This is a genomic window from Streptomyces sp. R11, from assembly GCF_041051905.1.
Taxonomy (GTDB): Bacteria; Actinomycetota; Actinomycetes; order Streptomycetales; family Streptomycetaceae; genus Streptomyces.
On sequence record NZ_CP163432.1, the window covers coordinates 1,545,182 to 1,560,198 of the forward strand.

At 71.0% G+C, this 15,017-nt stretch carries 13 protein-coding genes; 3 read left to right on the top strand and 10 right to left on the bottom strand.

Features of this window, described 5'->3' with window-relative positions; genetic code table 11:
• Window positions 1–80: 80 nt before the first annotated feature.
• Window positions 81–1,010, top strand: a complete 930-nt coding sequence (locus AB5J55_RS07005) for an LLM class F420-dependent oxidoreductase (RefSeq protein WP_369269824.1) — start codon at window positions 81–83, stop codon at window positions 1,008–1,010.
• A 6-nt stretch (window positions 1,011–1,016) separates the two neighbouring features.
• Here AB5J55_RS07005 and AB5J55_RS07010 read toward each other — a convergent pair whose 3' ends face one another.
• Complete coding sequence (locus AB5J55_RS07010) at window positions 1,017–2,732, bottom strand: flavin monoamine oxidase family protein (protein ID WP_369269825.1); 1,716 nt, start codon at window positions 2,730–2,732, stop codon at window positions 1,017–1,019.
• A 50-nt stretch (window positions 2,733–2,782) separates the two neighbouring features.
• Window positions 2,783–3,571 carry a carbon-nitrogen hydrolase family protein gene (locus AB5J55_RS07015; RefSeq protein WP_369269826.1) on the bottom strand — a complete coding sequence of 263 codons (789 nt, stop codon included), beginning with the start codon at window positions 3,569–3,571 and terminating at the stop codon, window positions 2,783–2,785.
• Window positions 3,572–3,888: 317 nt separating this feature from the next.
• Here AB5J55_RS07015 and AB5J55_RS07020 point away from each other — a divergent pair, with 317 nt between their 5' ends.
• Window positions 3,889–4,428, top strand: a complete 540-nt coding sequence (locus AB5J55_RS07020; RefSeq protein WP_369269827.1) for a Repetin — start codon at window positions 3,889–3,891, stop codon at window positions 4,426–4,428.
• Here AB5J55_RS07020 and AB5J55_RS07025 read toward each other — a convergent pair.
• The 6 genes from AB5J55_RS07025 to AB5J55_RS07050 all read right to left on the bottom strand — a co-directional run bounded on the left by AB5J55_RS07025 (window position 4,397) and on the right by AB5J55_RS07050 (window position 11,181).
• Entirely contained in the window at window positions 4,397–5,593 is a 1,197-nt protein-coding gene (locus AB5J55_RS07025) for an MFS transporter (protein WP_369269828.1), read from the bottom strand. The genes AB5J55_RS07020 and AB5J55_RS07025 overlap by 32 nt on opposite strands.
• A gap of 120 nt (window positions 5,594–5,713) precedes the next feature.
• Window positions 5,714–7,180: an HAD-IA family hydrolase gene (locus AB5J55_RS07030; protein ID WP_369269829.1), complete on the bottom strand. Its 1,467-nt coding sequence runs from the start codon at window positions 7,178–7,180 to the stop codon at window positions 5,714–5,716.
• A gap of 61 nt (window positions 7,181–7,241) precedes the next feature.
• Window positions 7,242–8,324, bottom strand: coding sequence for an ABC transporter ATP-binding protein (locus AB5J55_RS07035; protein ID WP_369269830.1), 1,083 nt, complete (start codon window positions 8,322–8,324; stop codon window positions 7,242–7,244).
• A 3-nt stretch (window positions 8,325–8,327) separates the two neighbouring features.
• Window positions 8,328–9,140: an ABC transporter permease gene (locus AB5J55_RS07040; protein ID WP_369269831.1), complete on the bottom strand. Its 813-nt coding sequence runs from the start codon at window positions 9,138–9,140 to the stop codon at window positions 8,328–8,330.
• Window positions 9,128–10,027, bottom strand: a complete 900-nt coding sequence (locus AB5J55_RS07045; RefSeq protein WP_369269832.1) for an ABC transporter permease — start codon at window positions 10,025–10,027, stop codon at window positions 9,128–9,130. Before AB5J55_RS07045 ends, AB5J55_RS07040 begins: the two co-directional genes overlap by 13 nt.
• On the bottom strand, window positions 10,024–11,181 hold the full coding sequence (locus AB5J55_RS07050) for an ABC transporter substrate-binding protein (protein ID WP_369269833.1): 1,158 nt from the start codon (window positions 11,179–11,181) through the stop codon (window positions 10,024–10,026). The genes AB5J55_RS07045 and AB5J55_RS07050 overlap by 4 nt, the downstream gene beginning before the upstream one ends.
• A gap of 216 nt (window positions 11,182–11,397) precedes the next feature.
• On the opposite strand from AB5J55_RS07050, the gene AB5J55_RS07055 reads away from it, so the two are divergent.
• Window positions 11,398–12,138, top strand: a complete 741-nt coding sequence (locus AB5J55_RS07055) for a GntR family transcriptional regulator (protein WP_369269834.1) — start codon at window positions 11,398–11,400, stop codon at window positions 12,136–12,138.
• A gap of 489 nt (window positions 12,139–12,627) precedes the next feature.
• Here AB5J55_RS07055 and AB5J55_RS07060 read toward each other — a convergent pair whose 3' ends face one another.
• On the bottom strand, window positions 12,628–13,080 hold the full coding sequence (locus tag AB5J55_RS07060) for an Lrp/AsnC family transcriptional regulator (protein ID WP_048581051.1): 453 nt from the start codon (window positions 13,078–13,080) through the stop codon (window positions 12,628–12,630).
• A gap of 10 nt (window positions 13,081–13,090) precedes the next feature.
• Complete coding sequence (locus AB5J55_RS07065) at window positions 13,091–14,563, bottom strand: amino acid permease (protein ID WP_369269835.1); 1,473 nt, start codon at window positions 14,561–14,563, stop codon at window positions 13,091–13,093.
• Window positions 14,564–15,017 lie beyond the last annotated feature (454 nt).

Sequence of the window (15,017 nt, forward strand, 5' to 3'; positions counted from 1 at the left end):
CCGGTCTTCGAGTGGCAGTTCCCCGTGCTCGCAGTACGTTGGCCGGTGGGGGCCCACCGATCGTGAAGGAGTACCCAGTCATGGCCATCCGTCTCGGACTCGGTCTTCCCCAGCTCCGGCAGTACGACCTCGCCAAGGACGTGACGGACGTCGCCCGCACGGCCGAGCAGATCGGCTACGACAGTCTGTGGGTCTACGAGCGGCTGCTGGTCCCCGAGTCCCCGACCCAGGGCCTGTACGGCGTCCCGGGCCTGCCCTGGCCGGACTTCTACCGCGGTATGGCCCATCCGCTGGTCACGCTGACCCTGGCCGCGGCGGTCACCGAACAGGTCCGGTTGGGCACGGGCATCGTGGTCGCACCGCTGCACGGGCCGTTCCAGCTGGCCAAGGCCCTGGCCTCGCTGGACGCGGCGAGCGGTGGCCGGGTGGTCGCCGGTCTGGGCACGGGCTGGTCGACCGACGAGTTCGCCGCCGCGTCGGTGCGGCCGATCGAGGAGCGCGGCCGGGTGCTGGACGAGGTGATCGACGTCTGCCGGGCGGTGTGGGGCCCGGACCCGGTGTCGTACGAGGGCCGGATCACGAAGATCGACGCGGCCGTGGTGGGCCCCAAGCCCGTGCGGCCGATCCCGATCCTCGTGGCCGCGGGAGGCGGGAAGGCCCTGACGCGGGTCGTGGACCACGGCGACGGCTGGATCCCGGTCGCCATGGACGTGCAGGGGTATGCCGCGGCGTGGCAGCGGATCCAGGACATCGCCGCCGAGCGCGGGCGCACGCTGCCGATCGAGCGGGTGCCACGGGTGAATGCCATGTACTCGGCCAAGGCCTACGACGGTGACGACCGCCAGCCCTTCCAGGGCAGCGCCGAGCAGATCGTGACGGACCTCGCGGCGTACGCCGAGGTCGGCGTGGACGAGGTCCTCCTCGACCTGCAGACCACCCCGCGCGACGCCCAGGAACTCAAGGACGCCGCCGCGGAGGTGTACGAGAAGGCGCGGGCCGCCGGGATCTGACCTTGGTCAGTCCTCCGGCAGCTCGACCGGCGCGATCTCGTCGTAGACGTCGCCCGGTCCGGGGTTGGAGCCGTCGGTCGCCCCGCCGAAGTGGTGCATGACGCCCCAGACCGCGTTCAGCGCGGTCTGGACGGCGCCCTCGGCCCAGCCGGCCGTCCAGGAGATGTCGTCGCCGGCGAGGAAGATGCCCCGCTTGTCCTCGGGCAGCCGGTCCTGCATGAAGTGCGTGAACAGGCGGCGCTGGTAGCGGTAGTGACCCGGCAGGTTGGCCTTGAACGCGCCCATGAAGTAGGGCTCGTTCTCCCAGGAGACGGTCACCGGGTTGCCGATGATGTGCTTCCGGATGTCGACCTTCGGGTAGATCTCGCCGAGCGACTTCAGCATGACCTCCATCCGCTCGCTCGCGGACAGCGGCAGCCACTTCAGGCTGTCGTCGCACCAGGTGTAGGAGAGGCAGATGACGGCGGGCTTGTCCGGACCGTCGTCGAGCAGGTAGGTCCCGCGCGTCATACGGTCCGTCAGCGTCATCGACATGACGTCCCGGCCGGTCGGATTTCCCCTGTCGTCGACGGCCTTGTCCAGCCAGAACGGCCGGTCGACGGGCACGAAGAGCTTGCTGGACTCCATGTAGTGCGTGCGCTCGATCGCGGTCCAGTGGTCGATCGGGAACAGCGAGTCGTCGCAGGCGATCTTCGACAGCAGCATCCAGGACTGCGCGGTGAAGATCGCCGCCCGGTACGTGCGGATGTCGCCGTTCGCGTCCGTCACGGTGATCCGGTTGCCGGCGGTGCGGTGCAGCCGGGTCACGGCCGGGCGGGGCGCGCCGTTGTCGTGGAGCGTGGCGAGCGAGGTCCCGTAGGGCCAGTGGACGATCTTCTCCGGCTCGCGCTCCCACATTCGCAGCGGCAGCTGCTGGGAACCGCCGACGATGCCGCGGTGGTGGTCGTCGGCCTCGGTGTAGACGACCCGCAGGATCTCCAGGATGGAGTTCGGGAAGTCGGTGTCCCAGCCGCCGGTGCCGAAGCCGACCTGGCCGAAGATCTCGCGGTGCCGGAAGGACTTGAAGGCCTCGGATTCGCAGAGGAAGCCGTAGAAGGTCTGGTTGTCGAGCTTCTCGACGAGCTGCGCCCAGATCTCGCGGATGCGCGGCACGTCCCGCTCGCGCATCGCGCGGTTCATGTCGGTGAAGTCGGCGCCCTCTTCGAGGCACTTGTTCCAGGCCTCGGCGACGTCCCGGTAGACCTGCGGGAGGTCCTCGATCGTCTCGGCGTAGTGCGACTCGCCCTTGAGGTCGACGACGGTCGACGGGGTGGCCTCGGCGAGCGGGTTCGGGAAGGGGCTGGTCTTCAGGCCCACGAGGTCGATGTAGTGCTGGAGGGCCGTGGAGGACGGCGGGAAGCGCATCGCGCCCATCTCCGCCGTGAGCCCTTCGGTGCCGGCGCCGTCGAAGCCGACGGTGCGCAGCCGGCCGCCGATCTCGTCGGCCTCGTACACGACGGGCTTGAGGCCCATCTTCATCAGCTCGTAGGCGGCCACGATGCCGGACAGGCCGCCGCCGATGACCGCGACCTCGGTGCCGTGCTCGGTCGCGGGTATCTGGCCGAGCCCCGCGGGGTGGGCGAGGAAGTCGTCGTAGGCGTAGGGGAAGTCCGGGCCGAACATGGTGATCGGCGGCTGCTGCTCGTCGGCGTGCTGGACGGCGTTGGGCACCGTGGACGTCATGGGGTACGGACTCCTTGCGACTGCGACTGCGAGGGGAAGCGGGGGGAGGTTCAGACGAGCGACCCGTAGAGGCCGGGGCGGCGGTCGGTCAGGTACGGGTTCGCCTCGCGCGAGGCGGCGAGGAAGGCGGGGTCGACGTCGGCGAGGACGAGTTCCGCACCGCGGCCGGCGCGGGTGCGGGCGACTCCGTCGGGGCCGGCGAGGGTGGAGAGGCCGACGAACTCGAACTCCCCTTCCCGGCCGACCCGGTTGACGTACGCGACGTACATCTGGTTCTCGAAGGCGCGCACCGGGATCATCGACTCGGCGACGAACTGGAACGGGTGCATCTGCGCGGTCGGCACGACCAGCAGGTCGGTGCCCGCGAGGGCGTGGGCGCGGACGTTCTCCGGGAACTCCACGTCGTAGCAGATCAGGATGCCGACGCGGAGGCCGTCGATCTCGGCCTGGACGACCTGCTGGTCGCCCGGCGTGAAGTGGTCGCGCTCGAAGCAGCCGAAGAGGTGGGTCTTGCGGTAGTTGGCGAGCCGGGTGCCGTCGGCGGAGATCAGCTGGGCGGAGTTGAAGACGGCGTCGCCGTCCCGCTCGGGGTAGCCGTAGGCGACTGCCAGGCCGTGCTGTGTCGCGATCTCGGCGATCGCGTCCGCGCAGTCACCGTCGGCGGGCTCGGCGAGGCGGGCGATGTCGTCGCCGATCGCGTACCCGGTGAGGAACATCTCCGGCGCGACCAGCAGCCCGGCGCCCGCGGCGGCGGCGCGGCCCGCGGCCTCGTCGAGGACCTTGAGGTTCTCGACGGTCGAGCCGGGGCGGCCGGAGCTCTGGAGCAGGGCGGTGCGCATGCGTGGTCCTCACCGGGCGGAAGGGGGTTGGGGGCCATGTAGGGGCCACGTAGACGGTACGGGCGGCCGACCGGAGCGGACAAGAAGGAGCCGTTGCGTGCCGGTGAGCGGTTTGTTGCGTGCTCCAGCGGGTCGGCGGAGATTCGTTGCGCGACCGCGGTCGTAGTCCCGGTCCTCCTGGCAGCGCAGGTCCCGCCGGTCTTCCCCGCCGGACGGCGGAGAGGCGGTCCCGTCCCGGGCGCGATGTGTCGCGGGCGCCGCGCCGGGAGAGTGGGGACCGTCCGCTCGACCTGGTTTGACCTGCGGAAAGGACCACGATGAAGCGTCGTACGAAGATCGTTGTGCTCGGCTGCGCACTGCTGCTCACCGCCGGAGCGGCCTCGGCCGCCACCGCCTCCGACGACCCACCGCGGCAGCGCGAGGCCGCAGCGCTCACCGGCACCGCCAAGCTGTACCGCTCGGCCGGGGACGACATCACGTTCTCCTTCGACGCGCATCTGGCGGCGAAGGACAACGCCGACCCGACCGAGGCCACCGGCACCTTCGAGTTCAGCCACTACCTGAACGGCGAGGGCGCCCGGGCGAAGGCGAAGGTCGACTGTCTGCTGACCGGCGGGAAGGTGGCCGTGGTCTCCGGGGTCATCACCTCCTCCGATCTGCCGGGCGCCGAGGGCAAGCGGGTCGGCGTCACGGTCCACGACGTCGGCCGCCACGACCGGCTCGGCTACAGCTGGGCCTCCACGGGCAACCCCGTCGAGACGAAGGAGCTGCCCAAGTGCGTGAGCTCCGCCCCCTTCGAGAAGGTCAAGAAGGGGACGGGTGACTTCACGGTCGTGCCGTGGCGGCCCGACTTCTAGCCAGCGCCAGCGCCGTCACCAGGTAGGGAACCGCCAGCACCGCGAAGACCGTGCTGTGCGCGGCGCCCGTGCCGAGCAGCGCGTACACGCCGAACGTGGCGACCGTGGCGAGCTCCGTGCCCAGGCTCGCCACGGAGGTGAGCGTGGCCCGTCGGGACTCGTCGATACGGTGCTGGAGGCGGACGTCTGCGAGCACCTCCGCCAGCTGGAACCCGGCAAAGGCGAGGCTCACCAGCGCGATGCCGGCCAGTGAGCGGGCCCCGGCGCCGGCGGCCAGGGCGAGCGCCGCGCCCGCGAGCAGCGCCGCGAGCCCCCTCGTGCCGAGACGTTCGGCGGGTCCGGCCACGAGGCTGCCGGCGGTGACGCCCGCCCAGATCAGCATGATCAGGTAGGGCACGGTCGCCTCGGCGAAGCCGATCTCCCGGACCAGCAGCGGGGTGTACTCGTCGAGCGCGCCCCATACCGCGGCCACGGCCGGGATCAGCAGCAGGGCACCCCGCACCGAACGGTCCCTGTGGACCTGGGCGAGCCCGGTCCGCAGGGTCGTCGCCCAGCTGTCGCCCCCGGTCTCCGGCCGCACCCGGTGCTCCGGGAACCGGGTGGCGGTGAGGGCGGTCAGCACACAGGCCAGGAAGCTCGCGGCGCCGACGGCCGGGTAGCCGCCCTGGGCGATGACGGGCCCCGCGAGGCCGGTGGAGGCGACGGTGCCCACCAGCCGCGCGGCCCGGGACCTGCCCATGACCCGCGCATAGCGGTCGGCGGCGCCGAGGTGGTCCAGCTCGTCGTACACCAGCGCCTCCAGCGCACCGGAGCCGAGCGCTCCGCCGGCGCCCCACAGGACGAAGCCGACCGCGAAGGCCCAGTACGAGGGGACGGCCACCCACAGTCCGAAGCCGACGGCCGTGAGCAGCGGGCCGATCCACAGCAGCCGGCGCCGCGAGACGGCGTCGGCCCAGGCGCCGGAGGGGACCTCCAGCACCACGCCGGTGATCGACCACAGGGCGAACAGGGAGGAGATCTGCCAGAGCGACATGCCGGTGTCGGCGAACAGCAGCGCGTACACCGGGTAGAGCAGGACGAAGTCGTCGAGGAACGAGTAGCCGTACAGCGTGGTCGTGAGCCGCCGGACACCGGCGGCGGGCACACGCGCAGGTGAGAGTGTCATGAGGCCTTCCCGCAGGGACAGTTCGGACGCCGGAGGTACGGCGGCCGAGGTGGCCCTCGGGAGGCACGGCTGGTGGATCAATGTCGCCAGGTCATGACACCGATGGTAGGCGGCGCGGGCTCACTCGCACAGGGAGAATGTGGTGATCACGGCCGCGTGGTCGGACGGCCACTCGTTGTGCTCGACGTCCGGCCAGGGGCTCGGGTGGCCGCTGACGTAGGTTTCGGAGTCGAGCACGCGCAGACCACGGTGGAGGACGAAGTCGATCCGGTCCTGCGGCTCCAAGCGTCCACTGCCGTCCTCGTGCAGGGCGTGGATCGGCGACCAGGTGTGTCCGGGGTGGGCGATCGGGTCGGGATGCGCCTCGCGGTAGGAGTCCCGCAGCCCCGCCTCCTCGGCCGCCTTCGTCACCGGCCACTCCACGTCCGGCCGGTCCAGGTGGGAGGGGCTGTTGAAGTCTCCGACGAGGACGACGGGCACGGCGGGGTCGGCGGTCTCCTCGATCCGGTGCAGGGTGTCCCGCATCTGCGCGAGCCGCACCTGCTCGTGCGCGATCAGCTCGGCCGCGTCCAGCCCGTCGAAGGCGGACTCGTACGGGCCGTAGGGCGTGTAGTCGAGGTGGGCCGTCCAGAGGTCGACCTGCCGGTCCCCCGCTTCGATACGGACCCCGGCCGCCCCGTAGAAGCCGACGTCGGGGTCGCCGAAGCGGGCCGTGATCGGGTGGCGGCTGATGACGCCGAGGTTCTCGCCCGCCCGGTGGTGGTACCAGCCGAGGGCGTCGGCCAGTTCCTGGGTGGCGGTGCCGTGCGTCTCCTGGAGTCCGACCACGTCCACGCCGGTCTCGGCGATGACCTTGAGCTGCTTGGCCAGGTGGTCGCGGACCTTGGTGCCGCCGTGCCAGAGGTTCCAGCTCATGACGCGCAGTTCGTCCGTCGGCAGGGCGTGTGCCTTGCGGAGACTGCGCAGGCGCTCGGGGGTGACCTCCTCCAGGCTGGCGAGGACGGTCCGTCCGGCCGCCGGCTCGATCGGGGCCAGCGAGGGCACCGCGAGCACCGCGCAGCCGGCCGCCTCGGCGGAGCTGACGCCGGTGCGGGTGTCCTCGACGGCGACGCAGGCCCTCGGGTCGACGCCGAGGGCTCGGCAGGCGGCGAGGTACGGGTCGGGGGCGGGCTTGGTGCGGTCGGTGTCGTCGGCGGTGACGGAGACCGCGAAGCGGCTCGCGCCGAGGGCTTCGAGGACGGTGTCGGCGACGGTGCGGGGTGATGCCGTGACCAGGGCCGTGGGGATGCCGTCGCGGGCCAGGGCGTCGAGCAGGTCGAGGGCGCCGGGGCGGGGGACGATGCCGGCGCGGACGCGGTCGGCGAACTCGCGGTGCAGCGCGTCGGCGAGGTCGGCGGCCGGGGCGCCGGTGGCGGCGGCCAGCCAGTCGGCGGTGTGCTCGACGGGCCGGCCCAGCACCTCCGCCTCGTCGGCCTGGGTCAGGGCCCGCCCGGCGACGTGCTCCACCGCCTCCCACCACAGTCGCTCGGTGTCGACGAGCGTTCCGTCCATGTCGAACAGGACGGCCTGGAGCGGGAGTTGAGTCACGGTTGTCTTCTCTTTCGTGCGTGGGGGGATCAGGGGGTTCTTCGTTCGGGGAGTCCGGCGATCAGCGGCTGCGTTCGGCCACCAGCACCGGTCGTTCCGGCAGCGACACGCCGACCGCGGCGCCGACGCCGAGCGCGGCCGTCTCATGCGCCGGCAGGTCGGCCTTGACCTCGGTGCCGTCGGCGAGCCGTACGGTCAGCCGGGTGGTGGCGCCCAGGAACGCCGTGGCGACCACGCGCGCGCCGGCCGCGTCGTCGGCGCGCACCGTCACCGCTTCGGGCCGTACCAGCACGTCGACGTCGGACACCGAGGGCACGTCGCCGTCGACGGGCAGCCGCCGGCCCAGCACCTCGACACCGCCCTCGACGAGCCGGCCCGGAATGCGGCTCATCGTGCCGACGAACTCGGCGACGAAGGCGGTGGCGGGCCGGCCGTACAACTCGGCCGGGGCGGCGCACTGTTCGAGCCGTCCGGAGCGCATGACCGCGACCCGGTCGGCCATGGACAGGGCCTCCTCCTGGTCGTGGGTGACGAACAGCGTGGTGATGCCCAGCTCCCGCTGGAGCCGTCGGATCTCCTCGCGCAGCGTCAGCCGCACCTTGGCGTCGAGCGCCGACAGCGGCTCGTCCAGCAGCAGGACGCGCGGGCGCAGGGCGAGGGCCCGCGCCAGGGCGATGCGCTGCTGCTGGCCGCCGGAGAGCTGGTGCGGGTACCGCTCGCCCTTGTCGGCGAGGCCGACCAGCTCCAGCAACTCGGCGGCGCGTCCGCGCCGTTCGGCGGTGCGCACCTTGCGCATGCGCAGCCCGAAGGCCACGTTGTCGAGGGCGTTCAGATGCGGAAAGAGGCTGTACGACTGGAAGACCATCCCGGCGTCCCGGCGATGCGCGGGGATACCGGTGACGTCCTCGCCGTCCACCAGCACCTCACCGGAGTCGGGATGCTCGAACCCGGCGAGCATGCGCAGCGCGGTGGTCTTGCCGCAGCCGGACGGGCCGAGCAGGGCGAGGAGTTCGCCCGGCCGGACGGTGAGGTCGAGTCCGCCGAGGGCGACGGTGGTGCCGAACTCCCGGCGCAGCCCCCGGAATTCGACGGTGGCGGCCTGCGCCGCTGCCTTTTCAGGCGCTGTCTTGTCAAGCACGGTCATGGTTCATCCCCGGGAGGTAGTACGGGTACGGCCGCCGAAGCCGGCGAGCACGAGGAGCAGCACCCAGGTCACGAGCAGGCTGAGCACGGACACGGCGACGGACAGCTGGGCCTGCGAGCCGCTGACGTTCACGATCCACACCGCGAAGGGCTGGAAGCCGAGCAGCTGCGCCACGGTGAACTCGCCGAGCACCAGGGCGAGGGTGAGGAAGGAGGCGTTGAGCAGGGCGCCGCGCAGGTTGGGCAGGACGGCCTGCACCAGTGCCTGCGGCCAGCTCGCCCCGCAGCTGCGGGCGGCCTCCACGAGGGTGGGCACGTCGATGGCGCGCAGCCCGGCGTCCAGGGCCCGGTACACGAACGGCAGCGCCATCACGACGTAGGCGAGGACGAGCACGAACGGGAAGTCGGGGTTCTGGATCGCGACGAACGTCTGGAACAGCGGGGTCCGCGACAGGTGCTCGGGCCCCCACTTCAGCACCGTCCCGATCCCGGCGACGAACGCGATCGGCGGCACGACCAGCGGCAGCGAGCACACGATCTCGACGACCGGCCGCAGCCGGGGCGCGCCGAGCCGCAGCGCGACCATGGCGGGCACCATCAGCAGCAGGACGACGGCGATGGTGGCGAGGGCCAGCTCCAGGGAGAGCAGCAGGCTGGAGGTGAAGCCGTCGGTGGAGAAGATCTGACCGTAGGCGTCGAAGGTGAGACCCTGCCCGGGCACGTCGACCGTGAAGACCACCGACGCGGCGAGCGGCACCAGGAAGTACAGTCCGGCGAGGCCGAGCACGCCCCACCGCCACAGGTTCAGGCGAGCCATCGTGCGCTCCGTCGTTGCAGGGGCAGATACACCGCCATGACCAGGCCGGCGACCAGGACCATGTCGAGGCTGAGGGCGAGTGCCACGTTCTCCTGGCCGACCAGGACGTTGCCGGAGAGGGCGTCGGCGATCTGGAGGGTGACCAGCGGGACGGAACTGCCCACCATCGCGGCGGCGGTGGCGTACGCGGCGAAGGCGCTGCCGAAGAGCAGGACGAACCCGCCGAGGAGCGTGGGCAGCAGCACGGGCAGGGCCACATGGCGCCAGTACTGCACGGCCGTGGCGCCGTTGTTCTGCGCTGCCTCGCGCCACTGGGAGCGCAGGCCGTCCAGGGCCGGGGTGATGGTGAGGACCATCAGCGGGATCAGGAAGTACAGGTAGACGAGGACCAGGCCCCAGAAGCTGTAGAGGTCCCAGCCCTTGTCCGTGAGGCCCAGGTGGCGGGTCAGCACACCGGCGTTGCCGAGCGTGGCGACGAAGGCGAACGCCAGCGGGACGCCGCCGAAGTTGGCGAGCACTCCGGACGCGGTGAGCACGGCCTCGCGCAGGGCGCGGAAGCGGGAGGTCACCACGGCCTGGGCGAGCGGCAGCCCGAGCAGGGCGCCGAGCGCGGCGGAGACGGCGGACAGTTTGACGCTGCCGAGCAGGGCCGTGAGGTACGCGCCCTGGAGCGAGGCAATCAGGTTGTCGGCGCTGTACGAAGTCGCCCCCGTGGCCGGGTCCTTGACGGTGAAGGCGCCGTCCAGCATGGCCAGGGCGGGCAGCCCGAAGGCGAGCGCGGTGAAGACGAGGAGCGGGACGACGGCGAGCGAGCCGCCGAGGGGACGGCGCCGCCGCTTGCGCGCAGCGGCGGGCGCCGTGTCGGCCCCGGTGAGGGTGGCCGTCATCCGGAGACGGCCTTCGCCCAGCCCTGGCCGAGCACCGTCTTGGCCTTGTTCTGCTGGGCCTCGGTCGGGAAGGAGGGCGTGCCGGAGACCTCGGGCAGCTTGGCCGCGGCCGTCTTGTCGAGGGTGCCGGCCTTCTCCATGGCGGTCATCAGGGCCGGACGGGCGTAGCCCTTCAGCCACAGGTTCTGGCCCTCGGTGCTGTAGAGGTACTCCTGCCACAGGCGGGCGGTCGCGGGGTGCGGGGCGTCCTTGTTGATCGCCTGGGAGTAGTACTGCGAGAACTGGCCGTCGCTCGGCACCGACACCTGCCAGTCGACGCCCTTGGACTTGAACTCCTCGGCGTAGCCGGCGTTGAGGTAGTCCCAGTCGATGCTGATGGGCGTCTCGCCCTTCTCGACGGTGGCCGGGGTCGACTCGACGGGCGTGTAGTTGCCGTTCTTCTTCAGCTTGGCGAAGAAGTCGAGGCCGGGCTGGATGTCGTCGAAGGAGCCGCCGTTCGCGAGCGCCGCCGCGTAGACGCCGCCGAAGGCCGAGCCGGACTTGGTGGGGTTGCCGTTGAGGGCGACCTGGCCCTTGTACTGCGGCTTCAGCAGGTCGGCGAAGGTCTTCGGGCACTCCTTGACCCGCTTGGCGTCGCAGCCGATGGAGATGTAGCCGCCGTAGTCGTTGAACCAGCGGGCCTGCGCGTCCTTCTGGCCCTCGGGGATGTCGGCGAAGGCCTCCACCTTGTACGGCGCGAGCAGCCCCTGCTGGGCGGCGCTGATCGCGAAGGAGCTGCCGAGGTCGAGCACGTCGGGGGCGCGGTCCTGCCCCTTCCGGGACGTCACGGCGTTGATCTCGTCCTGGCTGGAGCCGTCGGGGTTCTCCACCTCGACCTTGATGCCGTACTTCTTCTGGAAGCCGTCGATGAGGGCGCCGTAGTTGGCCCAGTCGCGGGGCAGCGCGATGGCATGCAGCGTGCCCTCCTTCTTGGCCGCCTCGACCAGCTTGTCGATGCCGCCGAACTCCTCGGCGGAGGTGGCGGTGGCGGCGCTCTTGCCGTCGGCGGAGGTGGACGCGTTGTCGGGAGCGGCGCCGCAGGCACTGAGGGCGAGCGCGGCGACGACGGCGAGGGCGCCGCTGCGGGCAGCCGTTCTCGGCAGGGAAACGGACACGGTTTCTCCAGGGGACGCGCGAGGGTGGAGGAGGCCCCACGGGGCCAACTTGTCTGAACAAGTTGGCCTCAGTACGCCCGGTCTCGATGTCCCGAAAGTGAACGCCGGTGAAACCCTGACCCCATGCTTCGTGCACAGTCCCGGCTGGCACGGAGCACTGTCGGATCTCGTTTACGCTGGTCACTCTGTGCACAACAACCGACTCAGAGGGGAAGCATGACGGCGCGACACGAGGAGATCGCCGACGAGCTGCGCCGCGCGATCGACCACGAGGAGTACACGGTCGGCAGCCTGCTGCCCGCCGAGACGGACCTCGCGGCCCGTTACGGCGTCTCCCGCGGCACGGTCCGGCAGGCCGTCGCCGCACTGACCGCCGAGGGACTCATCGGCTCACGCCAGGGCGCCCGTCGGGTGGTCCTGGCCAGTCGCCGCAGCCAGAGCTTCGCCGAACTGCGCAGCTTCGCCCAGTGGGCGCATGCGATGGGCCGGGAGGCGACCGGCCACGTGGTCGCGCAGGACCACCGACCCGCGACGAAGGAGGACGCGGTCCGCCTCCAACTGAGCGCCGGAACACCGGTGTTGCATGTCCTGAGGGTGCGCGGCCTGGACGGCGAACCGGTCCTGCTGGAGCGCACGGTCTACGCCGACTGGATCTCCCCGGCCGTCGAGGCCATAGAGCCCGACTGCCCCTCCGTCACCCAACGCCTGTACGACGACACGGGGTTGGTCTTCGCCTACGGCGAGCACGTCATCGACGCGGTGTCAGCGGGCGCCCAGGACGCCGAGTTGCTGGGCATCCGCCGCACGAGCCCCCTGCTCCGGGTGCGCCGCGTGACGACGACCCGCGAAGGCCGCCCGGTCGAATGGTCGGACGACCGCTACCGCTCGGACGCGGTGAGCTTCAGCGTGCACAACTCGATCGACAACAACGCGCTGGCCCGCAAGACGGCGGACTGACCCTCTCCCCCGAACGGCTACCCGCCTCCGCCTGCCGGAGGAGGCCCGGCCGCGGGCGACCGGACGAGACTTCCCCCATGGACTCGACCGACATCCCCGCCCTGCCGTTCATCGACGAGCACACGACGACCATCGAGGCGACCACCGACACCGTCCGGCACGAACTGGGCGCCTTGATGAACGGCTCCCGGGGCTTGCGCGTGGCGGTGTCGGTCCCGGGCAAGGAACTGGCCTACGTGGGCCACCACCCGTTCTCGACGTACGCCCTGCTCTTCCACCTGGACGTGCCGGCGGAGGGCCACACCCGTCTGCGGGCCGAGACGAGGGCCGACTTCCCCGGCCGCGCGGGCGCCCTCTACCGTCGGCTGGTCATAGGCACGGGCGCCCACGCACTGGTCGTACGGCACATGCTGAAGAAGGTCCGCAGGAACGTCCTGCAGGGGCGCGGGGAACTGTGCGAACGGCCCCCACCGGCCCGCGCCCGGAGGACTACGTGGGCGACCCGGACGAAAACCGCCGCAACAAGGGCGACAGCACCAGCACCGACTTGGTCCGCTCCACGAACGGTTCCCCGGCAATCCGCTCAAGCACCCGCTCGAAGTGCCGCATGTCCGAGGCGAACACCTGCACCACGGCGTCGGCGTCCCCGGTGACAGTGGAGGCGGCCACAACCTCCTGGTACCGCTCCAGCCCCCGCCGGATGGTGTCCGGCGAGGTGTTGTGCCGGCAGTAGATCTCGACGAACCCCTCGGTCTCCCAGCCGAGGGCCGACGGATCCACCCGTACGGTGAATCCGGTGATCGCTCCGGTGGCGCGCAGCCGGTCCACGCGCCGCTTCACGGCGGGCGCGGACAGGCCGACCAGTTGCCCGATGTCCGCGTAGGAGCGGCGGGCGTCCTCGGCGAGGGCGTGCACGATGCGTTCGTCGAGATCGTTCAGCACTGCGGGTGGTTCACTTCACTTCTGGTGTCGCAAGACGGGAACGGCGATAGCCGTACACGAAGTAGAACACGAGACCCGCCGCCATCCAGAACCCGAAGACCACCCAGGTCACGGTGTCCAGGCTGAACATGTTGTATGCGCAGAACAGGAAGCCCAGCACCGGCAACACCGGCCCGAACGGCACCCTGAACGTGCGCTCGAGCTCCGGGCGCCGGTAGCGCAGGATGATCACCGCGATGTTGACCAGCGCGAAGGCGAACAGCGTGCCGATGCTGGTGGCGTCGACGAGCTTGCCCAGCGGGATGAGGGCGGCGAGCGCACCGCAGAAGAGGGACACGATGACCGTGTTGATGCGGGGGGCGCCGGTCTTCTTGTGAACCTTGCCGAACGCCTTCGGCACCAGGCCGTCACGGGACATCGCGAACAGCACGCGGGTCTGGCCGTAGAGCACGGTGAGCACGACGCTCGCGATGGAGATGACCGCGCCGAGCGCGAGCAGGGTGCCCCAGAAGGACTGGCCGCTGACGTCGTTCATGATCGCGGCGAGGGAGGCGCTGGAGCCCTCGAACTTGGTCCAGTGCCAGGCACCGACGGCGACACCCGCGACGACCACGTACAGCGCGGTCACGATGATCAGCGACAGCATGATGGCCCGCGGCAGGTCCCGCTTGGGGTCCTTGGCCTCCTCACCGGCGGTGGAGGCGGCGTCGAAGCCGATGTACGAGAAGAAGAGCGTGGCGCCCGCGGCGCTCACGCCGGCCATGCCGAGCGGCATGAAGTCCTCGTAGTTGCCGGACTTGAAGCCCATGAAGCCGACCGCGCAGAACAGCACCAGCGCGGCGATCTTGACGGCGACCATGATCGTGTTGGCCCGGGCGGACTCCCGGACGCCACCGAGCAGGAAGATCATCGCCAGCAGCACGACGATCAGGGCGGGCAGGTTGATGATCCCGCCCTCACCGGGCGCGGAGGACAGCACGGCGGGGATGGTGACGCCTATGGTCCCGTCGAGCAGCTCGTTGAGGTACTCGCCCCAGCCGACGGCGACGGCGGCCACCGACACGCCGTACTCCAGCACCAGACACCAGCCGCAGACCCAGGCGACGAGCTCGCCCATCGTTGCGTACGCATACGAGTACGACGAGCCCGCGACCGGGATGCTGCCCGCCAGCTCGGCGTACGACAGGGCCGAGAACAACGCCGTGAGACCGGCGATCACGAAGGCCAGGGTGACCGCGGGGCCGGCCTCCGGGACGGCGTCGCCCAGGACGACGAAGATGCCGGTGCCGAGGGTGGCACCGATGCTGATCATGGTCAGCTGCCACATGCCGAGAGAGCGCCGCAGGGACCCTCCCTCACCCTGGCCACCCTCCGCGACCAGGTGTTCCACGGGCTTGCGACGCATGAGGCGCGCGCCGACTCCGAGGGACGCGGGGGCGGCGGTCTGGCTTGGGTTCTGCGGGGGTGCGCCTTGGTCGAGCACGCGCTGGCTCCTTATCGCTGCCGGTCAGGGCGGCAGGGACCGGCGGCACCCTTCGAGCAGGGACCCACCGAGCGGGGTCCCTGCCACGCCACGTACGAGGCGACAGCCTACGAGGATCGGCGTTGCTGGTGAAATGCAGCAACCTTGCGCATGCCCGCAAGATCATTGCGTGTCTGGGGGCTGGGTGGGTGTTCGTTGCGGCGGGGCTTTGAACCGTTGCGCGGAGGTCCTCCCGGACGGCTTCAGAGAGGCTCGACCAAGAACACGCAGGGCTCTGCCCGCCCATGCCGCGCATCGCGCGCAGCGCCCTCTACGTACGCTCGGCAAACGCCCCCAGGGGCGCGGGGAACTGCGCGACAAGCCACCGACTGCACGCAGCCGCCCGGATACATCTGAACCCGAGCTATGAGGCGAAAGGGCGGCACGCAAAACGGCCCCCGATGTTCCCGGCGAA